The sequence below is a fragment of the Mycobacterium sp. IDUB_17 genome (genome assembly GCF_055419465.1).
This window is the reverse complement of the sequence record NZ_JBVAXS010000001.1, coordinates 1,225,632-1,244,432: the sequence shown is the minus strand read 5'-3', so window position 1 is coordinate 1,244,432 and position 18,801 is coordinate 1,225,632. Positions and strand designations below refer to the sequence as shown.

The following is an 18,801-nucleotide window of genomic DNA, read 5'->3' as shown; positions in this document are numbered from 1 at the left end:
CCGGCCGGCAACCCGGCGTCTTGCGTGGACGGGCAGTGCGGCGGCCACTGTCACGACTGCTGCCCAAAGCCGTTCCGGTAACCGTTGGGTCACGGTACTGCATCTGATCGAGCTTGTGCCCCAATCTAATTGGGAAAACGGATCGTTGGGCGGTACAAATGGTTGACTCGGCTGACAACGACCAGCGGCCGGTGTCGCCTTCTGGTGGTCGAGAGAGTTGATGTTCGATGAGACGTACCTTTGCCCTTCTGTTCGGTCTGGCATTCCTGGTAGCGGCTCCCGGACTAGCCGGCGCCGCACCGATCGAACGCCCGACCGGCAACCAGCGCTTTGTCGATCTCGTGATCTCCCGCGCGCTGTCACAGCGCGGTGTGCCCTTCAGCTATGGCGGCGGGGACATGAACGGGCCCACCCGTGGCGTCGCCCGCAGCCTGCCCGCGCCCGGCCTGGCTCCCGTGACGCCGCCGCTCGCGGGCGGCGGTCTGACACCCGGACTGTCGACTCCCGTGGTGACCGCTCCGGTCGCTCCGGTGCTGACCCCCGGTTTCGGCGTTGCGCCGGATCCGTCGGCGAATGTGGTCGGCTTCGATGCCTCGGGGCTGATCGTCTACGCGTTCGGCGGAGTCGGCGTGAAGATGCCGCGGTCCTCCGGCGAGCAGTACAAGGTGGGGCAGAAGGTGCTGCCCGCCCAGGCTCTGCCCGGTGACTTGATCTTCTACGGACCCGAGGGCACCCAGAGTGTGGCGCTCTACCTCGGGAACAACCAGATGATCCAGGGCACCGAGCCCGCTGTCGCGGTCACTCCGGTGCGCGGCGAGGGTATGACTCCCTATCTGGTCCGCATCATCGCCTGACGCTCGAGATTGTGTGTCTGAGGCGGCTCAACAGTCCGTAGGCTTTGAGCCGTCGACGACGAAGGGCGTATTGCATTGACGGAGCAGACACCTGCGACTACGCGGACCGTTTTTCCCGGCATCAGTTCGCGGGCGTGGGAGCATCCGGCGGACCGGACCGCGCTGACCGCGTTACGCCGGCTCAAGGGATTCGACCAGATCCTCAAGGTGTTGTCCGGGATGCTGCGCGAACGCAAGCACCGGCTGCTGTATCTGGCCAGTTCCGCCCGGGTGGGTCCGCGGCAGTTCGCCGACCTCGACGCGCTGCTCGACGAATGCGTTCAGGTGCTCGACGCCCAGGTGCGCCCGGAGATGTTCATCATCCAGTCGCCGGAAGCCAATGCGTACTGCATCGGCATGGAGGACCCGTTCATCGTCATCACGTCGGGCATGTATGAGCTGATGACGCATGACGAGATGCGGTTCGTCATCGGCCATGAGCTCGGCCACGCCCTCAGCGGTCACGCCGTCTACCGCACGATGCTCCATCACCTGCTGCGGCTGGCGTCGTCGTTCGGCTTCGTCCCGATCGGTGGCTGGGCACTGCGCGCGATCGTCGCCGCCCTGCAGGAATGGCAACGCAAATCCGAACTTTCGGGTGACCGTGCGGGGCTGCTGTGCGGACAGGACTTCGACATGGCGATCCGGGTCGAGCTGAAGTTGGCGGCGGGCCGGCACCTGGACAAGCTCGACTCGCAGGCGTTCCTGGCTCAGGCACGGGACTATGACGCGACCGGAGACATGCGCGACGGGGTGCTCAAGCTGCTCAACCTGGAGCTGCAAACGCACCCCTTCTCGGTGCTTCGCGCGGCGGCGCTGACGAAGTGGGTCGATACCGGTGGATACGGCGCGATCATGGCCGGCACCTATCCGCTGCGGTCCGACGACGCGACGGCGAGCTGGACCGATGACGTCAGCGCGGCGGCACGGCATTACAAGGACGGGTTCGACCAGTCCAACGATCCGTTGATCCGGGGCATCCGGGATGGCTTGGGCGGCGTGGTCGACGGGGTGGGGCAGGCCGCGACGAGTGCGGCCGACTCGATGGGCCGCAAGATCTCCGAGTGGCGTCGCAACACCAAGCCGAGCGAGGAATAGCGCGCCCGTGGGTAGTTGCCGTCGGATCAACGGTAAGCCCCTAGACTAGGCGCTCGTGGGCATCCTGTTTGGCTTCGCGCCGTGGATCATCTATTGGGTACTCGTCGGCAACGTGCCGTTCGTTGTCGCTGTGCTGGTGGCGCTGGCGACGGCCATCGCGACGTTCACGATCAGCCGGATTTCCGGCACGCCGGGACGCACCCTGGAGATCGGTGCACTCGCTACCTTCATCGTGCTCACGATCTTGACCCTGGTGCTCAGCCAGGATGTCATGGAGCGCTGGATCCAACCGCTGAGTACTGCGGGGATCTTCTTGGTCGCCCTCATCGGCCAGCTGATCGGCAAGCCGTTCGTGCTGGAGTTCGCCGCGGCGGGCCAACCGCCCGGAGTCGTGGAAAGTGACCTGTTTCAACGGATCGTGAAGGTCCTGAGCTGGATCTGGGTGGGTGCGTTCGCCGGGATGACGATCTCCTCGGCGATCCCGCCGATCGCGCAGGGTGACGCCACGATTCTGGACACAAAGACTCCACTGTCGTTCATCTGTTACTGGGTCATCCCGTTCATCCTGCTGAGCCTGGCCGCGATGGCCTCACGTGTCTTGCCCGACCGAATGACGGCCGGCATGAATGACATCGTGCGCAAGACCACCTTCGTGGCGTTCTCCGAAGCCGAGATCGACCAGCTCTACTACCTGGCCCAGGAACATGCCAACCGCGAGGTCGGCGCCGGACAGGAGGCCTATGACGTCCGGGTCGGCGGTTCGGGAACTCCGTTGGTGGGCGATGAATCCCGCCTGTCGTGGCCCTCGACGTACAAGGTGCGCGACCGCAAGCGGTAGTCGGGCGTGACTCAGCCGGCCGGCATCATCCCGAGTAGGCCGAACATCATCACGATGCCGGGCAGCAGGTTGGTCACCTGGTGCGCGATGATGCCGCCCCACAAACTCCCGGAATACAGCCGGGCCAACGCAATTGGGATTGCCACCACAAGTAGCAGCGGTGCCCGCTGAGGTTCGAGGTGGGCCAGCGCGAACACCAGGGTGGACACCGTTACCGCCGTGACGCGTCCCCAGCGTTGTTCGAGCGCACCCCACAACAGGCCGCGGTACACCACCTCTTCGCAGATCGGCGCGATGACCGCGACCAGCAGCAGGACGGTGATTGCCACCGGCCAGGTGGTGCGAACGCCTTCGAACACGCCTCCCACCGCGGACGTCGCGTCGGGCCCGACGATGGATTGGTAGAGCAACGCGGCGGGCAGCGTGACGAACAGTCCGCCGATGCCGAAGGCCAAACCGAGACCGATGGCACGCCAGGACCATTGCCACCGGAAGTCGATGCGGGGACCGTTGCCTCGCCATGTCGCGATCGCGACGGCCAGGGCCGCGGCGACCAGTGTCGGCACTCCGATGGCCAGGGTGATCAACCAGGGCGGTGGTGCGCCGGGAGGTGCGAACAGTCCGAACGATGCCGAGGTGAGCAGATAGACGACCTCGACGATGACGAACGCACCGAGGCCCCAGCGGTGCGTGGGCCCGGCCGGTACGGTCGGCACTTCCTGAACGGCATCCATGCGGCCAGAGGCTACTGGCCCTGGCCGGACACCGTCACTTGGTCCCGAAGATCCGGTCACCGGCGTCTCCGACCCCGGGAACGATGTACCCGTGCGCGTCGAGTTCCCGGTCCAGTGCCGCAGCGTAGATGGGCACCTCGGGGTGTGCCTGCTGCATCGCCGCGACCCCCTCGGGGCAGGTCAGCAGGCAGACGAACTTGATGGATCGGGGCTCGTATTCCTTGATGCGGTCGATGGCGGCGACGGCTGAATTGCCAGTGGCCAGCATCGGATCGACGACCACCACGTCACGTTCGTGGAGATCGCCGGGAAGCTTGAAGTAGTACTCCACGGCCACACGCGTTTTCGGGTCGCGGTAGAGGCCGATGTGGCCGACCCGGGCGCTCGGAACCACGCTGAGCATGCCTTCCAGAATGCCGCTGCCGGCGCGCAGGATCGACACGAAGACCAGCTTCTTGCCGTCGATCACGGCTCCGGTCGTGGACTCCAGCGGGGTCTCGATGTCGATGTCGTGCACCGGGATGTCACGCAGCACCTCATAGCTCATCAGCATCGAGATCTCGTTGAGCAATTGGCGGAACCCGTTGGTGGACACGTCTTTCTGTCGCATCAGGGTCAGCTTGTGCTGAATCAGCGGGTGGTCGATGACATGCAGGTTGCCCATGGCTGACTCTCCTAGAAGACCGTGCCGTCGCTGATGATGGACAACGGAGGGCGGCCATCGCGCAGGCGTGCGGCGAGTTCCCGCCCGGTCGCCCAGGTTCCGCCCTCCAGTACGCAGGCCAGTGGCAGCTGCGGGGCGTTGAGATGGCGGCGGATCAGCGGCGCCAGCTCGTCGAGCAGTGCAACGGTCAGTGCCCGCCATTCGACCACGATCTCGTCGCCCACCGCCCAGTCTCTCTCGGCGAGTGCGGGATCGCGTAACCGCAGTACGTCGGTATCGAGCAGCAGACCGCCATTGCGGTATTCGGGCAACCCGGTCAACGTATCGAGATCGGTGACCTGTACACCTGCCCATTCGAACGGCTCCAGGAGCGAGTAGGTCAGCCACTGCGAGAGCTTGTGAAACGGCATCCATCCGCGCGAGAGGCCGGGACCGGGGACCGCCCGATGCCTCCAGCAGTCACCGAGCGGTTGGCCACCGATGGCATTGTCGGTGAGCCACACTCCGGACAACGTGTCCAACACCGTCGAGAGCAGGTCGTCGGCCGCGACGGTCGGACCTGTCACGGTGTCGAACAATCCGCCGGGACGACCCTGCGGGCCGAACACATCGGGGCGAGCCGCCAATTGCGTGCCCAGCCGGTGCAGCAGCTCGACCCGACCGGCCAGCCCCACCAACGGATTTCCGGGACCCACCTGGAAGGCGCCGGCCAGACTGTCGGCGTCGAGGCGGTTCAGCGCGGTGGCATCGGCCCGCAGCGGATCGCTCGCGTCGTCGGAGAACAATCCACCGCAGAACGCATGCCAACTGGCCACCCCCAGCCCTTCCGATCGGGTCAGCCGAAGGCCCGTGCCGGATTCGAGGTAATGCCAGTCGGTTCCGGCCCCGGCATCCAGCAATACGCTGATCACGGCCAGGTCGATCATCGAGCGGGCCTGGGTTGCGCCAACCACACCGGTTGTGCGCGTTGCCAACTCTGCGCGGCGGTCCAGGCCGCCGGCCTCGAAATGGCGCCACCGGCTGTGGTACGGGATGGCGAGCGTGGGGTAGCGGGTGCGGGTGACTTCGGCGACCTCGACTGCTGCGTGGTCCAGGGCGTCGTCGTCGACCGCGAACCACGGCGAATCGCCGGCACGAGCGCGCTGCAGAAGATGTTGGGCCCGTTCGCGGATCGCGGCGGTGGTACGAAGGGCGGCGACGGCCGCCGAGCCGTCCAAGGTTGCGGTCATGGGGTAAGTCCGCGGCCCTTGGCGATCTTGAGTTCGTCCGCGCCCGGCACCGGCCCCGGGGTGAAGTAGCCGGCGGCCATCTTGGCGTCGATCTCGACCCGGGCGTCGGCGGGGATCAGGTCGTCGGGGATGTTGACCCGCTCGCCGACCTCGATCCCCGAACCGGTGATCGCGTCGTATTTCATGTTGCTCATCGAGACCAGGCGGTGGATCTTGCGTACCCCCAGCCAGTGCAGGACATCGGGCATGAGCTCCTGGAACCGCATATCCTGCACGCCCGCCACGCATTCGGTGCGGGCGAAGTACTGGTCGGCTGTGTCACCGCCGTCTTGGCGCTTGCGTGCGTTGTAGACCAGGAATTTGGTGACCTCGCCGAGTGCGCGGCCCTCCTTGCGTGAGTAGGCCACCAAACCGACGCCGCCACGCTGGGCCCCGGCGATACACTCCTCGATCGCGTGCGTCAGATAGGGCCTGCACGTACAGATGTCGGAACCGAAGACGTCCGAGCCGTTGCACTCGTCGTGTACCCGGGCGGTCAGTTCCACACTCGGATCGGCCAGATCGCGTGGGGCGCCGAAGATGTACACGGTCTGCCCGCCGATCGGGGGCAGGAACACCTCAAGGTCACCGCGGGTGACGAGTTCGGGGTACATGCCCCCGGTCTCCTCGAACAGCACGCGGCGCAGCGCGGTTTCGGTGCAGCCGAACCGGGCGGCCACCCCGGGAAGGAACCACACCGGCTCGATCGCGGCCTTCGTCACCAGCGCCGCACCATTTTCCAGGAGCACACGGCCATCCGGGTGCAGCCGGCCGGCCGCGATGGCCGTGGCGATCTCCGGCACGATGACATGAGCCTTGGTCACCGCGATGGTCGGCCGGATGTCGTAACCCGCCGCCAGTTCGGTGGTGAACGCGTCGGCGACCATCGCGCCCCAGGGATCCATGCTGACGATCGCATCCGGTTGGCTCCACTGCGGATACGGCCCGATCACGTCGGTGGGGGCGGTGTTGGTGAGATCGGCACGGTGCTCGGGCGAGAGCGCGCCCGCGGCAACGGCCAATGCGCGGTACACGCCATACGAGCCACTGTGGGTGCCGATCACGTTGCGATGCGCACGCGTGGTGGTGGTACCGATCACCGGACCGCGCTCGGCGGCGCTCGGTGCGGCCCACTGGATCGTCGGAGTACCCGCGACAGCACTGTGGGATGTCAGCCGGATATGCCGGGCCTTTGTCGGCTCCGCGGACACACCACCACCTGAGTCGGCGACCATTCCGGTGCTCCTTCCTCCGTGCATGTGCCCGGCTGAGACATTCCAGTCAACTCCGATTCGGCGGGTTCTGCATGCGGTGTGCCCGTACCGTCGGTCGGGTGCGGTGGATCGTGGACGCCATGAATGTGATCGGCTCGAAGCCGGACGGCTGGTGGAAGGACCGTCGAGGCGCGATGGTCGGTTTGGTCGAGCGGCTCGAGCGCTGGGCCTCGGCCGAGGGACACCGGGTGATGGTGGTGTTCGAAGGGCCGACGACGCCGCCGATCGAGTCCGCAGCCGTCGAGGTGGGTCACGCTCCGCGGGCGAGTGCGAACTCCGCCGACGACGAGATCGTGCGGTTGGTCGGGGCTGCTCCTCGACCCGGCGAGATCACCGTCGTGACATCGGACAGCGGGCTGGCCGCGCGCGTCCGCGAGGCTGGCGCGCTCGTGCAGCCGGCCGCCGGATTCCGCGATCTGATCGAGCGATTCTGAGTATCCGGGCGTTACGGTGCACTACCGTCACGACATGCTCGACGATGCGGTCAGCATCAGCGGTGTGGACCTGACCGATCCAGCGGTGTATGAGGCGGGTGTGCCATTCGAGGCATTCCGGGAACTTCGGCGGCGAGCTCCGGTGGCGTGGCATCCGTATTCGGACGGAGCGGGCTTCTGGGCACTCACCGGCTATGACGAGGTCCTCGCGGTGTCTCGGGACAGCGCGACGTGGTCCTCGCAACGAACCGGAGTGCTCTTCGACGTTCCGCTACCGGAGAATTCGTATCAACTCGAGCTCATGATGCTGACGATGGACCCGCCGCGGCACAGCGCGCTTCGGACGCTGGTCAGCAAGGGGTTCACCCCGCGACATGTCACCCAGCTGCGCGAGCGGCTGGGCTGCCTGGCCGCCGAGATCGTCGACGGGGTGCTGGACCGCGGTGAGTGTGAATTCGTGTCCGACATCGCCGGCGCATTGCCGTCGTATGTGATCGCCGAACTCCTCGGCATCTCCCACGAGGACGGTCGCCGCTTGTATTTCCTCACCGAGGCCATGAACTCGGAGCACGTCGGCGAAGCCACAGACACGGTGCTGCAGGCGCAGATCGAAATGTTCGAGTACGCGTCGGCGCTGGCGCAACGCAAGCGCGCCGAACCGGGCGATGACATTGCGACCGCGCTGCTCAATGCCGAGGTGGACGGCCAGCACGTCACCGACCTCGAGTTCAACATGTTCTTCCTGTTGATGATCAATGCCGGGGGAGACACCACCCGCAACCTGGTCTCGGCGGGAACACTGGCGCTATTGGAGCACCCGGACGAACACGCTCGGCTGGCGGCCGACCCTGGGCTGCTGTCCACGGCGGTCGAGGAGATGCTCCGCTATGTCAGTCCGGTGACCGCATTCACCCGCACGGCAACGAAAGACACTGAACTGCACGGCGTTCGTATCGCCGAAGGCGAGCGGGTAGCGATGTTCTTCCCGTCGGCCAATCGCGACGAGGCACATTTTACCGATCCCGACCGGTTCGACATCGGACGAAATCCGAATCCGCACCTGGCTTTCGGTGGCGGTGGAACACACTTCTGTCTCGGCGCGAACCTGGCCCGGGTGGAAGCGGCGGCCATCTTCCCCGAAATTCTGCACCGGATGAAGGATCTCGAGGTCACCGGGCCGGTGCAGCGAGTGCGTTCGAACCTGATGAACGGCATCCATTCGATGCCAGTGCGGTTCAGCGCAGCGTGATCAGCTCGCCGGCGGTCGCGCAGGCTGCAGGCGTACCGTCTCGACCTCTTCGTCGATGATCAACTGCCGCAGGGTTTTCCGGTCAAACTTTCCGCTGGACAGGGTCGGTATCCGGTCACCGGTGGTCAGCGCCCACCGGGTCGGCACCTTGTAGGCGGACAATTGCTCCCGCGCATAGTCGGCGAGGGCGCTCAGGTCGAGATCCGCGGTGGGCACCACGACCGCGCAGACCTCCTCGCCGCGTTGCGGATCGTCGATGCCGACGACCACACATTGCGCCACGCCGGCAGACGCGGCGATGACCGCCTCGACCTCCAAGGGGGAGACGTTGGCCCCGGCGGCCTTGATCAGATCGGTGGTGCGCCCGACATAGAACAGACGGGGGTCGCCGTCGCGCCGGTACACCTTGTCGCCCGTGTGGTACCAGCCGTCGGCGTCGAAGGTCTCCGACCGTTCGCGCTTGTTGTACCCGGCCATGACCCCGATACCGCGGATCATGAGTTCGCCGGCCTCCCCGGACGCGACCGGGGAGCCGTGCTCATCGACGATGGCCATGTCGGTGAAGACGAATCCGCCTGCGGTCTCCGACATGGTGCGGTGCACCGGGAATTCGTCGGGCACATCGGTCATCGCGATATCCAGCGGGCCGTCGCGCAGCATCGGTGCACTGCTCAGGTCGCGGTCGGCGAACGACGGATGGTCGCGCAACCGCTGGGTGAACGCCGGCCAGCCCACAATCCCGGTGATCCGTTCCCGCTCAGCCAGATCCAGTGCGGTTTCCGGGTCCAGTTTCGGCATGACCACCAGGGTGACGGGTTCGTGCAGGGCGCCGGTCACCGCGAGCAGTCCGCCGATCCAGAAGAACGGCATGGCGCACAAGATCCGGGACCGGTCCTGTGACCCGGTGATCGCCCGGATGGCGGCGGGCCAGGTCGAGGTCTGGCGCACCAGCGTGCCATGGGTGTGCAGGACGCCTTTGGGATCGGCGGTGGACCCGGATGTGTGCACCATGACGGCGAGGTCGGCGGGGGAGACCTCGGCCTCCGCGGCGGCCAGGACCTCGGCCGGTACCTGGTCGTCGGTCTCGTCGCCCCCGTGCGATGCCCACGGTCGGTTGCTGGCTCCGATCAGCGCGATATGGCGCAGATAGGGGGCGGCGCGCAGGGTCAGTCGGTTCGTGGCGTGGCCCGCCAGTTCGGGTAGGGCTGCCTCCAACCGTTCGGCGACGTCGATGTTGAGCACCGTGCTGGGGGCGACGAGCAGACCGATATCGGCCAGCCGCAACACTTTTGCGATCTCGGCGGGTGTGTACAGCGTGCTCAGCGGCACTGCCACCGCTCCGATCCGCGACACCGCGAGCCACCACGCCACCCACTCGGCACCGTTCGGGAAGAACAGGCCCACGCGACTGCCTTTGCCCACCCCTTCGTGCAACAGCCACCGCGCCAGCCGCGCCGACAATTGCTCGGCCTCGAGGTAGGTGAGCCGGCCGGTGGGGGTGACCAGGTATTCGGACTCACCGAACTCGGTGACGCTGTGCCGAAGCAGCGCGGGCACGGTCAGCGGAGATTGCGTCACCCGCCCATCATCTCCAATGGGCGCGGGTAGGTCTGCCCGCGGTGGGTCAGTGACTCTCGCAGGCGGCGCATTCGTCACGTGGCGGGCGTGGGTCGTGGGGATTGTCGGGGTCGGGGTCACCGAACCACCGCGACGCCTCATGCTCGACGTAGGTGTCATGCCAGGACCACCACTCGTAGGGCTTGGTCTGCGGGTAGCCCGGCGGTGAGTCCTCCCAACTCTCCTGGCGGCCGAGCGCGGTCATGTCCAGGAAGTTCCAGGTGTTGACGAATGCCTCGTCGCCCCGGCTGTCGATGAAGTAGGTGCGGAAGACCCGGTCGCCGTCGCGAATGAACGCATTGGTGCCGTGCCATTCGTCGACCCCGAAGTCCACGTCGAACTCTGCGCCCGCCCGGGGAACCATGGTGTACCACGGGTGGTTCCACCCCATGCGCGCCTTGATCCGGGCGATGTCGGCCTGCGACCCGCGGGAGGCGTAGACGAGGGTGGTGTCGCGGGCGTTGAGATGGGCCAGGTTGCCGATGTGGTCGGCCATCAAAGAACAGCCGACGCAACCGTGCTCGGGCCAGCCGTGCACGCCGGGGTCGAGAAAGGCGCGGTACACGATGAGCTGCCGACGCCCGGCGAACAGGTCGAGCAGGGTGGCGGTGCCGCCGGGACCTTCGAACTCGTAGTCCTTGTCCACCGGCGTCCACGGCATGCGCCGGCGCAGGGCTGCGAGCCGGTCCCGTGCGCGGGTGAGTTCTTTTTCCTTGACCAGCATTTCGTCGAGTGCGGCCTGCCATTCCGTTGCCGGCACGATCGGTGGATTCTTCACGGTTGCTCCCGTCGTCGGTCCGTTGCGGTGCTCATCGAACATTCAACAAATCAGTTGAATAACCTGTCTCGAGGGAACCACGATCCACGGCTATAGTCAACAAGGTGGTTGAAGATCAAGTTCTGGACCGCGCATATTCGGCCTTGGCCGATTCGACTCGTCGTCGGCTGTTGGAGGCCCTGCGTGAGGGCGATGCCCGCATCAGCGACCTGGCCGCCCCGTTGCCCATGACCTTCGCCGGCGTCTCCCGCCATATCGGGGTGCTGGAAGCCGCCGGTCTGGTGCAGCGCGAAGTCCGTGGTCGCGAGCACTGGGTGTCGCTCAAGCAGGACGGGTTGACAATGGCTCAGCAGTGGATGAGCGAGCAGACGGACTTCTGGTCGAGCCGCGCAGATGCGCTGGCCGCACGGTTACGGCGTCAGGCGGATTCCCGATGACCGACGCGCCGACGGTCCGCGTACGACGACTGATGCCCGCGTCCCCTGATGTGGTGTTCGACCAGTGGCTCGACCCGGAGTCGCTGCGGGAGTGGATGTGCCCGCGTCCGGTGCACTGCGTCGAGGTGTTGGTCGAGCCCCGGGTCGGCGGGATCGTACGGTTCGACGTCGACGATTCCGGTACAGGCGTACTGATCACCGGGCAGTTCCTGGCGATCGAGCGGCCCCGCGTGCTGCGCTTCACCTGGAGCAATTCGAACTGGATCGATCCGACCGTGGTCAGCATCGTCAACGTCGAATTCGAGCCGGCCGGTGACGGGCAGACGATGATGTCGATCGAGCATTCCCTTTTGCCGCCAGAGGAATTCGACAGCTTTCACAGTGGATGGACTCTCACGTTCGAACAGCTGGGCGCACGCCTCGAGGGCGCCGCGACCTAGACTGCGGTCATGGACAGCGGCACCCAGGTTCAATACGAGGCTCCGGCAGGCCTGCTCCGCATCGAGGACTGCCTGGACGAGGCAGGCGGCATCGTGCTGCCCCCGGGGACCACCCTGATATCGCTCATCGACCGCAACATCGCTCATGTCGGTGACCTGGTCGCCTACCGCTACCTCGACTACAGCCACGCCGAGGAAGAGATCATCGAGCTGACCTGGACTCAGTTGGGCGTGCGGCTCCGGGCCGTCTCTGCGCGACTGCAGCAGGTTGCCGAGCGTGGTGACCGCGTCGCTATCCTCGCACCTCAGGGGCTCGACTATGTCGTCGGCTTCTTCGCCGCGATCAAGGCGGGCAACATCGCGGTGCCACTGTTCGCACCGGAATTGCAGGGCCACGCCGAACGACTCGAAACCGCGCTGCTCGATTCCCGTCCGACGACGGTGCTGACCACCTCCGCCGCCGATACCGCGGTGCAGGCGTTCCTGGCGAAGATGCCGGAGTCCGTGCGTCCCCGGGTGGTGCTCATCGATGAGGTACCCGATCATGAGGGGGACGGCTTCGCTCCGATCCCGGTAGATCCCGACGACATCTCCCACCTGCAGTACACGTCGGGTTCGACGCGTGCCCCGGTCGGAGTGGAGATCACCCACCGTGCGGTCGGCACCAACCTGCTACAGATGATCCTGTCCATCGATCTGCTGAACCGAAACACCCACGGCCTCAGCTGGTTACCGCTCTATCACGACATGGGTCTGTCCATGATCGGATTCCCCGCGGTGTACGGCGGGCACTCGACGCTCATGTCACCGACCGCGTTCGTCCGGCGCCCCCAGCGGTGGGTCCGGGCCATGTCGGAGGCATCGAAGCACGGCCGCGTCATCACGGCCGCACCGAATTTCGCCTACGAATGGACCGCCCAACGTGGTGTGCCTGAAGCGGGGGAGGACATCGATCTGAGCAATGTGGTGCTCATCATCGGTTCCGAGCCGGTAATCCCCGAGGTGATAACGACATTCAATGAGGTGTTCGCGCCCTACGGGCTGCCGCCGACCGCGTTCAAGCCGTCGTACGGCATCGCCGAGGCGACCCTGCTGATCTCGACGATCGCTCCGGCCGAGCAGTCGTCGGTGGTTTACTTCGACCGTGAGCACCTCGCCGTCGGGCGTGCGGTCCGCGTCGACGCGCACGCCGAAGGTGCCGTCGCCCATGTGTCGTGTGGCCATCCGGCCCGCAGCTTGTGGGCGGTGATCGTCAACCCCGCGACTGCCGACCGACTCTCCGAGGAATTGCCCGACGGTGAGATCGGGGAAATCTGGTTGCACGGCAACAACATCGGTCGGGGCTACTGGGGTCGGCCCGAGGAGACGCGCAAGACATTCGGGGTGTCGCTGCATTCGCGCCTTGCCTCGGGCAGTCACGCCGACGGGCTTCCCGGGCACGCCACCTGGCTGCGCACCGGCGATCTCGGGGTGTATTTCGAGGGGCAGTTCTATGTGACCGGGCGGCTGGCCGACCTGGTGCAGATCGACGGTCGCAGCCACTACCCACAGGACATCGAGGCCACCGTCGCGGACGCCTCGCCACTCGTCCGGCGCGGCTATGTCACGGCATTCACCGTGACCACTGATGCCGGCGCCGATGGTGACGGCGCTCGGCTGGTGGTGATCGCCGAACGCGCGGCCGGCACCAGCCGCGCCGACCCTCGGGAGGCTGTTGAGGCCATCAGCGCTGCGGTGGCAGCGCGGCACGGGCTGAGGGTGGCGGATCTGCGTTTCCTTCCGGCAGGTGCGATCCCGCGGACCACGAGCGGCAAGCTGGCCCGGCTGGCCTGTCGCGGTGAGTATCTGGAGGGCACCTTGGGCGTGCGGTGACCGTTCGCCGCAGGCATGCTGCTGGGTATGAGCAGAGACGAGATCACCGCCGCGATCGTGGAAGCCCGCCTGACCAAGGGCCTGACGTGGCAGCAGCTGGCCGATGCCATCGACAAACCCGCGGTGTGGACGGTGTCTGCGCTGCTCGGACAGCATCCGGTTCCGGTCGAATCCGGCAAGATCATCGTGGACCTGCTCGGATTGGACGAGTCGGCGATCCCGGTGCTGGCCGCGGTGCCGATGCGTGGTGGACTGCCGACGGCCGTGCCCACCGACCCGACCATCTACCGCTTCTACGAGGCGCTTCAGGTGTACGGCGGCGCGCTCAAGGAACTCATCCACGAACAGTTCGGTGACGGCATCATGAGCGCCATCAACTTCAGCCTCGACGTGCAGCGCAAATCGCACCCTGCCGGTGATCGGGTGGTGGTGACGTTCGACGGAAAGTTCCTGCCGTACGACTGGACTGCCGCGGAAAAATAGCATCCGCTGCTAGTTGACGTTCGTCCCGGCTGATGTCTGGCTATGGCCAAGTGGGGCGCCGACGGTCGATGATTACCTGATATCAGACGGCGACGGTAAGGATCTCCATGTCTACACATCGAGCTGTTCACGTCCACTCTTCCGGCGGTGCCCTGGAACTCGTTGACGCACAAACCCTCTCACCAGAGCGGGGGCAGGTACGGGTGGCAGTGGCCGCGTGCGGGGTCTGCGGCACCGATCGGGCCATCATCAACGGCGGGTTCCCGGGCATGACCTGGCCGCTGACTCCCGGCCATGAGATCGCGGGCACCATCGTCGAAGTCGGCCCGGGCGTCACCGATTTCGCGGTGGGCGACCGTGTCGCGATCGGCTGGTTCGGCGGCCACTGTGGCGTCTGCATCCAGTGCCGGAAGGGCCTGTTCATTCATTGTGAGAAGGGGCAGATTCCGAGCCTGCATTACCCGGGCGGTTACGCGGAATCGGTGACGGTGCCGGCCAATGCGCTCGCCCGGATCCCCGACGAACTCTCCTTCGCCGAAGCTGCCCCGATGGGGTGTGCGGGGGTGACCACGTACAACGCCCTTCGCCACACCCGTGCACTTCCGGGTGATCTCGTTGCGGTACTCGGCGTCGGCGGCTTGGGCCACCTCGGTCTGCAGTTCGCCCACGCGATGGGCTTCGAGACGGTCGCGATCGCCCGTGGCCCCGGCAAAGAGGCGGATGCGCGCTCGCTGGGCGCCAGGCACTACATCGATTCGACCGCCGGGGACGTCAGCGCAGCACTGCGTGACCTGGGCGGTGCGGCCGTGGTTCTGGCTACCGTGGGCAATTCGCAGGCGATGGCCGACACGGTGGGCGGGCTGGCCCCGCGTGGCGAGCTGGTGGCGATCGGGGTGTCGGCGGACCCGTTGCCGATCAGCCCGGTGCAGCTGATCCAGCCTGCCCTGAGCATCTCCGGGCATCCCTCGGGGACCGCTCGTGACGTGGAGGAGACGATGCATTTCGCGGTGTTGTCGGGTGTTCGGGCCCTGATCGAGGAGCGCCCGCTCGACGACGCGGCAGAGGCCTATGCCGCGATGGAGCACGGGCAGGCGCGCTACCGCATGGTCCTGACGATCTGATCTTTCTCACCCCGCCGGTCGCCGCGAGCAGGTAGCGTCGGTACTTCGTTTGCTGGACGACGAATCGGTGGGGGCCGGGGATGACGTGGAAGCGGATGACGACGGTTGCCGGGGGGATCTTCTCCGGTAGGTCACGTGGCGTTGCCCGGAAGTTCGCCCGTGATATCTACTCTGCCCCGGTGCATTTCACCCCGGGACGTCTCAGAGCGCTGGTATCCGCCGCACTTGTCGTGCTCTCCTGGTCTGCGGCCGCACCGGCGTCGGCAGTACCCCTTCCGTCGGCGCAGATCGACTACGGCGGCATGATGCGTACGTATCGGCTCCATCTACCTGCCGGTGGCCCACCCTCCGGGCTGGTCGTCAACCTGCATGCCGCTGGTGCGACCGGAGCCGACCAGGCCGCGCTCACCCATTACGACGCGGTGGCAGACGCCTACGGGTTGGCCGTGGTCTACCCGGACGGCATCGATTACAGCTGGGCCGACGGCCGCGGCGCCTCTGTGCCGGACCGTCAGCGGGTCGACGATGTCGGGTTCATCGCGACCCTCGTCGATCGTCTCGTGGCCGAGAACGCGATCCCGAGGGGCCGGGTATATGCCACCGGTCTGTCGGCCGGCGGATTCATGGCCAACCGGTTGGCCTGTGATCGGGCCGACCTGTTCGCGGCCATCGCCCCGGTGGCGGGCACCCTCGGGACGAATGTCGGTTGCAATCCGTCGAGGCCGGTTTCGGTCCTGGCCACATATGGGACGGCGGACCCCGTTGTGCCGTTCAACGGCGGACCGATGACGGGGCGTGGGGGAGGAAGCACGGTGGTGTCGGGACCCGCGATGGTGGACCGGTGGCGCCAGATCAACGGCTGCCCGGCCCCGTCTGACGAGGTGCTGCCCAGCACCGGCGACGGCACCGAAACCCACCGCATCGCCTCGGATGGGTGTGCCGCCGGAACTTCGGTGGTGTTCATGCGGGTCGACGGGGGCGGGCACACCTGGCCGGGCGTGCCCGAGATCCTTCCGGTGCAGTCCGTTGGAGCGGCCAGTCGGGCTTTCGATGCCTCGGACGCCTCGGCGCAGTTCTTCGCCGCTCACGGCAGATAGTCGCCGGCCCTGCGGTTCCAGCGCTGGCCGCCAAATATTCATCACGCCGCGATAAACCCGCCACCTGGTCCGATCAGTCGACCAGTGCTGATCGAATAGCGCTCTGCGCCAAATGAATTCACGGCGCGGGGGCGACCGTGCGTAGTCAAGTGCGGCAGCGTGGGGCCGACCTGCAACGCCGGGGCGGATCGTCCCCCGGCCATAGGGTTTCTCCCGTGGTGGACTGGCACAGCTGGCATGAAGACTATGACCGACCCGATTCGGCGCTGGCGCACCGGCTTCGCGCCGTGCAGACCTTGATCAGACAATCGCTGGACGACGCTCCGGCCGGCCCGCTTCGGGTCGTCAGCTTGTGCGCCGGCCAAGGCCGCGACCTGCTCGAGGTACTGGCCGGGCATCCGCGGCGCGACGATGTCCGGGCGCGCCTGGTCGAGTTGGATCCCCGCAACGCCGAGGTCGCCGCCGAGAAGGTGAGCAGCTATGGGTTGACCGGCGTCGAGGTGGTGACCGGAGATGCCGCGCTCATCGACCACTACGCGGACCTGGTCCCTGCCGACGTCGTGGTGGCCTGCGGCATCTTCGGCAACATCACCGACGAGGACATCGAACGGGCCATCGGCTTCCTCCCGCAGCTGACGAAGACCGGCGGCACCGTGCTGTGGACCCGGGGGCGCACCGTTCCCGACCGGGTTCCCTTGATCCTCAACTGGTTTGACGAGCGCGGTTTCGACCTGGTCTGGGTGTCGCCACCGGATGTGAGTTATGGCGTGGGAGCGCATCGCTTCACCGGGTCCCCTGAACCGTTGGCGCCGGGCGCGCAGATCTTCACCTTTGTCGGCTCCGATGTGATCCGGGCCGCCGACCGCGCCCGCTGACGACACCGCGGGCCGAGGCGTAGTTCCACCGGGAGCCGACCGTTCATCAGTACGCTTTTCAACGATGGCTGAGGAAGGTCTGAACGGCAGGGACCGCTTGCGCGGCGGGCTGCGCATGGCCCTGCGAGGGCGCCGCGACCCGGCACCGGTCGCCGGCCGACGCAGTCGCGCGTCGGCGGGGATGGGTGACGTGCACACCCGCAAGGTCCTCGACCTGACCATCCGGCTCGCGGAGGTGATGCTGTCGTCGGGCTCGGGTACTGCCGATGTCGTGGCCACCACCCAGGACGTCGCACAGGCCTACCGGCTCACCGACTGTGTCGTCGACATCACCGTCGCGACGATCATCGTGTCGGCACTGCCGACCGCGGACAGCCCGCCGGTAACGATCATGCGGGCGGTACGGACCAGGTCGACGGATTACACCCGGCTCGCTCATCTCGATCGATTGGTTCGGCGCATCACCGCTGGCGGTATCACCGTCGACGAGGCGCACGAGGCCATGGATGAGCTGACCGAGAGCCCGCATCCGTTTCCTCGATGGCTCGCGACCGCCGGGTGGGCGGGTTTCGCGCTCGGCATCGCGATGTTGCTGGGCGGCAACTGGTTGACCTGTCTGCTGGCCAGCCTCACCGCCGCGCTGATCGACCGGGTCGGCCGGCTGCTGAATCGAATCGGTACACCGTTCTTCTTCCAGCATGCGGTCGGGGCGGCGATCGCGACGTTGATCGCTCTGGCCGCCTACCGCTACACCGGTCAGGGTCTCAGCGCCCTGGTCGCCACCGGGATCGTGTTGTTGTTGTCCGGGATGACCCTGGTCGGTGCCGTGCAGGACGCGTTGACCGGGTACATGGTCACCGCAGTCGCGCGGCTCGGTGACGCGGTGTTTCTCACCGCGGGAATCGTCGTCGGCATCACCGGCGCACTGCAGGCCGCCACGCTGCTGGGGGTCGAGATCGAACTGCACGTCAACGCGGCCGGCACCTTCATCACGCCGAGGGGACCGGTGCCGATAATCCTGGCGGTTGTGGGTGCCGCGCTGGCCGGAATCTGCCTGACCATGGCCAGCTATGCACCACTGCGCTCATTGCCCACAGCCGGGCTGGCGGCCGGGCTGGCGGAGCTGACATTGATCGGGCTGGGGACAGCCGGGTTCGGCCAGTGGGCGGCCACCGGGATCGCGGCGGTCGGTGTCGGTTTCCTGGCCACGTTGATCTCCATTCGCCGGCAGTCTCCGGCGCTGGTGACGGCGACGGCCGGCATCATGCCGATGCTCCCCGGCCTCGCGGTGTTCTGGGCGGTGTTCGCCTTCGCCGTGGACGAGAAGTTCGGTGAGGGGCTCGCGCACCTGCTGACCGCGGCAGCGACAGCGCTGGCCCTCGGCAGCGGCGTGGTGTTGGGTGAGCTGCTCGGCTCGCCACTTCGGTACCGTGCCGGACGCATCGGTGAGTACTTCCGTAAAGAAGGACCGCCTGGGCTGCGCCGCGCAGTCGGCCAGGTGGTCCGGCTCCAACCCGCTGACAACACCCCCGCTGTCGGCGCCCAACGCGAAAGCGTCCCGTTGGAAGCGGCACCGGCCGAAGAGTCCGACGCCGATGAGAGCGAAGACCAGGGCCACTGAAATCAGGC

Annotated in this window: 19 protein-coding genes; 13 read left to right on the top strand and 6 right to left on the bottom strand. The window is 66.7% G+C overall.

Annotated features, from left to right (window positions below; all coding sequences use genetic code 11):
• The first annotated feature begins 227 nt into the window (after nt 1-227).
• The 3 genes from ripD (at nt 228) to ACZYZ7_RS05930 (ending at nt 2,829) form a co-directional block, all read left to right on the top strand.
• Nucleotides 228-854, top strand: a complete 627-nt coding sequence (gene ripD / locus ACZYZ7_RS05940) for an NlpC/P60 family peptidoglycan-binding protein RipD (protein ID WP_135454887.1) — start codon at nt 228-230, stop codon at nt 852-854.
• A gap of 75 nt (nt 855-929) precedes the next feature.
• Nucleotides 930-1,991, top strand: coding sequence for a M48 family metallopeptidase (locus tag ACZYZ7_RS05935; protein WP_450071893.1), 1,062 nt, complete (start codon nt 930-932; stop codon nt 1,989-1,991).
• Nucleotides 1,992-2,046: 55 nt separating this feature from the next.
• The gene (locus ACZYZ7_RS05930) at nt 2,047-2,829 is read left to right on the top strand and encodes a hypothetical protein (protein WP_463740462.1); all 783 of its coding nucleotides are present in this window, start codon (nt 2,047-2,049) and stop codon (nt 2,827-2,829) included.
• A gap of 11 nt (nt 2,830-2,840) precedes the next feature.
• Here the strand turns inward: ACZYZ7_RS05930 and ACZYZ7_RS05925 are convergent, their stop codons facing one another.
• From ACZYZ7_RS05925 to ACZYZ7_RS05910, 4 genes are read right to left on the bottom strand one after another with little or no spacing between them, the layout of a single operon-like run.
• Entirely contained in the window at nt 2,841-3,563 is a 723-nt protein-coding gene (locus ACZYZ7_RS05925) for a lysostaphin resistance A-like protein (RefSeq protein WP_463740461.1), read from the bottom strand.
• A gap of 34 nt (nt 3,564-3,597) precedes the next feature.
• A complete protein-coding gene (gene upp, locus ACZYZ7_RS05920; protein ID WP_450071891.1) occupies nt 3,598-4,227 on the bottom strand; it encodes a uracil phosphoribosyltransferase in 630 nt (209 codons plus the stop codon).
• A gap of 11 nt (nt 4,228-4,238) precedes the next feature.
• Nucleotides 4,239-5,456 carry a URC4/urg3 family protein gene (locus ACZYZ7_RS05915; RefSeq protein ID WP_463740460.1) on the bottom strand — a complete coding sequence of 406 codons (1,218 nt, stop codon included), beginning with the start codon at nt 5,454-5,456 and terminating at the stop codon, nt 4,239-4,241.
• The gene (locus ACZYZ7_RS05910) at nt 5,453-6,730 is read right to left on the bottom strand and encodes a GTP cyclohydrolase II (protein WP_463740459.1); all 1,278 of its coding nucleotides are present in this window, start codon (nt 6,728-6,730) and stop codon (nt 5,453-5,455) included. Before ACZYZ7_RS05910 ends, ACZYZ7_RS05915 begins: the two co-directional genes overlap by 4 nt.
• Nucleotides 6,731-6,828: 98 nt before the next feature.
• On the opposite strand from ACZYZ7_RS05910, the gene ACZYZ7_RS05905 reads away from it, so the two are divergent.
• Together ACZYZ7_RS05905 and ACZYZ7_RS05900 are read left to right on the top strand one after the other, a co-directional pair.
• Nucleotides 6,829-7,203 (top strand): NYN domain-containing protein, encoded by a 375-nt coding sequence (locus ACZYZ7_RS05905; RefSeq protein ID WP_463740458.1) that lies wholly within the window; start codon nt 6,829-6,831, stop codon nt 7,201-7,203.
• Nucleotides 7,204-7,267: 64 nt separating this feature from the next.
• Nucleotides 7,268-8,452 (top strand): cytochrome P450, encoded by a 1,185-nt coding sequence (locus tag ACZYZ7_RS05900; RefSeq protein ID WP_463740565.1) that lies wholly within the window; start codon nt 7,268-7,270, stop codon nt 8,450-8,452.
• Here ACZYZ7_RS05900 and ACZYZ7_RS05895 read toward each other — a convergent pair whose 3' ends face one another.
• The gene (locus ACZYZ7_RS05895; protein WP_463740457.1) at nt 8,453-10,030 is read right to left on the bottom strand and encodes a class I adenylate-forming enzyme family protein; all 1,578 of its coding nucleotides are present in this window, start codon (nt 10,028-10,030) and stop codon (nt 8,453-8,455) included.
• 46 nt (nt 10,031-10,076) lie between these two features.
• Nucleotides 10,077-10,847, bottom strand: coding sequence for a DUF899 domain-containing protein (locus ACZYZ7_RS05890; RefSeq protein WP_463740456.1), 771 nt, complete (start codon nt 10,845-10,847; stop codon nt 10,077-10,079).
• Between the two features lie 104 nt (nt 10,848-10,951).
• Between ACZYZ7_RS05890 and ACZYZ7_RS05885 the strand changes: the two genes are divergently transcribed.
• The 8 genes from ACZYZ7_RS05885 to ACZYZ7_RS05850 all read left to right on the top strand — a co-directional run bounded on the left by ACZYZ7_RS05885 (nt 10,952) and on the right by ACZYZ7_RS05850 (nt 18,793).
• A complete protein-coding gene (locus ACZYZ7_RS05885; RefSeq protein ID WP_450071887.1) occupies nt 10,952-11,284 on the top strand; it encodes an ArsR/SmtB family transcription factor in 333 nt (110 codons plus the stop codon).
• Nucleotides 11,281-11,724 carry an SRPBCC family protein gene (locus ACZYZ7_RS05880; RefSeq protein ID WP_450071886.1) on the top strand — a complete coding sequence of 148 codons (444 nt, stop codon included), beginning with the start codon at nt 11,281-11,283 and terminating at the stop codon, nt 11,722-11,724. The genes ACZYZ7_RS05885 and ACZYZ7_RS05880 overlap by 4 nt, the downstream gene beginning before the upstream one ends.
• Before the next feature lie 9 nt (nt 11,725-11,733).
• Complete coding sequence (locus ACZYZ7_RS05875; RefSeq protein ID WP_463740455.1) at nt 11,734-13,596, top strand: fatty acyl-AMP ligase; 1,863 nt, start codon at nt 11,734-11,736, stop codon at nt 13,594-13,596.
• A gap of 27 nt (nt 13,597-13,623) precedes the next feature.
• Nucleotides 13,624-14,079, top strand: a complete 456-nt coding sequence (cynS, locus tag ACZYZ7_RS05870; RefSeq protein WP_463740454.1) for a cyanase — start codon at nt 13,624-13,626, stop codon at nt 14,077-14,079.
• Nucleotides 14,080-14,186: 107 nt separating this feature from the next.
• Nucleotides 14,187-15,200 (top strand): alcohol dehydrogenase catalytic domain-containing protein, encoded by a 1,014-nt coding sequence (locus ACZYZ7_RS05865; protein WP_463740453.1) that lies wholly within the window; start codon nt 14,187-14,189, stop codon nt 15,198-15,200.
• A gap of 230 nt (nt 15,201-15,430) precedes the next feature.
• Nucleotides 15,431-16,297 (top strand): CE1 family esterase, encoded by an 867-nt coding sequence (locus ACZYZ7_RS05860; protein ID WP_450071926.1) that lies wholly within the window; start codon nt 15,431-15,433, stop codon nt 16,295-16,297.
• Between the two features lie 215 nt (nt 16,298-16,512).
• A complete protein-coding gene (locus tag ACZYZ7_RS05855) occupies nt 16,513-17,172 on the top strand; it encodes a class I SAM-dependent methyltransferase family protein (RefSeq protein WP_463740452.1) in 660 nt (219 codons plus the stop codon).
• 64 nt (nt 17,173-17,236) lie between these two features.
• Nucleotides 17,237-18,793, top strand: coding sequence for a threonine/serine exporter family protein (locus ACZYZ7_RS05850; protein ID WP_167857858.1), 1,557 nt, complete (start codon nt 17,237-17,239; stop codon nt 18,791-18,793).
• The last annotated feature ends 8 nt before the right edge of the window (nt 18,794-18,801 follow it).

What these genes read in the sequence shown, in the direction of transcription:
- ACZYZ7_RS05850 (WP_167857858.1), top strand. Translation starts at nt 17,237, where the DNA reads ATGGCTGAGGAAGGTCTGAACGGCAGGGACCGCTTGCGCGGCGGGCTG.
- upp (WP_450071891.1), bottom strand. Translation starts at nt 4,227, where the DNA reads ATGGGCAACCTGCATGTCATCGACCACCCGCTGATTCAGCACAAGCTG.
- ACZYZ7_RS05875 (WP_463740455.1), top strand. Translation starts at nt 11,734, where the DNA reads ATGGACAGCGGCACCCAGGTTCAATACGAGGCTCCGGCAGGCCTGCTC.
- ACZYZ7_RS05865 (WP_463740453.1), top strand. Translation starts at nt 14,187, where the DNA reads ATGTCTACACATCGAGCTGTTCACGTCCACTCTTCCGGCGGTGCCCTG.
- ACZYZ7_RS05915 (WP_463740460.1), bottom strand. Translation starts at nt 5,456, where the DNA reads ATGACCGCAACCTTGGACGGCTCGGCGGCCGTCGCCGCCCTTCGTACC.
- ACZYZ7_RS05880 (WP_450071886.1), top strand. Translation starts at nt 11,281, where the DNA reads ATGACCGACGCGCCGACGGTCCGCGTACGACGACTGATGCCCGCGTCC.
- cynS (WP_463740454.1), top strand. Translation starts at nt 13,624, where the DNA reads ATGAGCAGAGACGAGATCACCGCCGCGATCGTGGAAGCCCGCCTGACC.
- ACZYZ7_RS05910 (WP_463740459.1), bottom strand. Translation starts at nt 6,730, where the DNA reads ATGGTCGCCGACTCAGGTGGTGGTGTGTCCGCGGAGCCGACAAAGGCC.
- ACZYZ7_RS05925 (WP_463740461.1), bottom strand. Translation starts at nt 3,563, where the DNA reads ATGGATGCCGTTCAGGAAGTGCCGACCGTACCGGCCGGGCCCACGCAC.
- ripD (WP_135454887.1), top strand. Translation starts at nt 228, where the DNA reads ATGAGACGTACCTTTGCCCTTCTGTTCGGTCTGGCATTCCTGGTAGCG.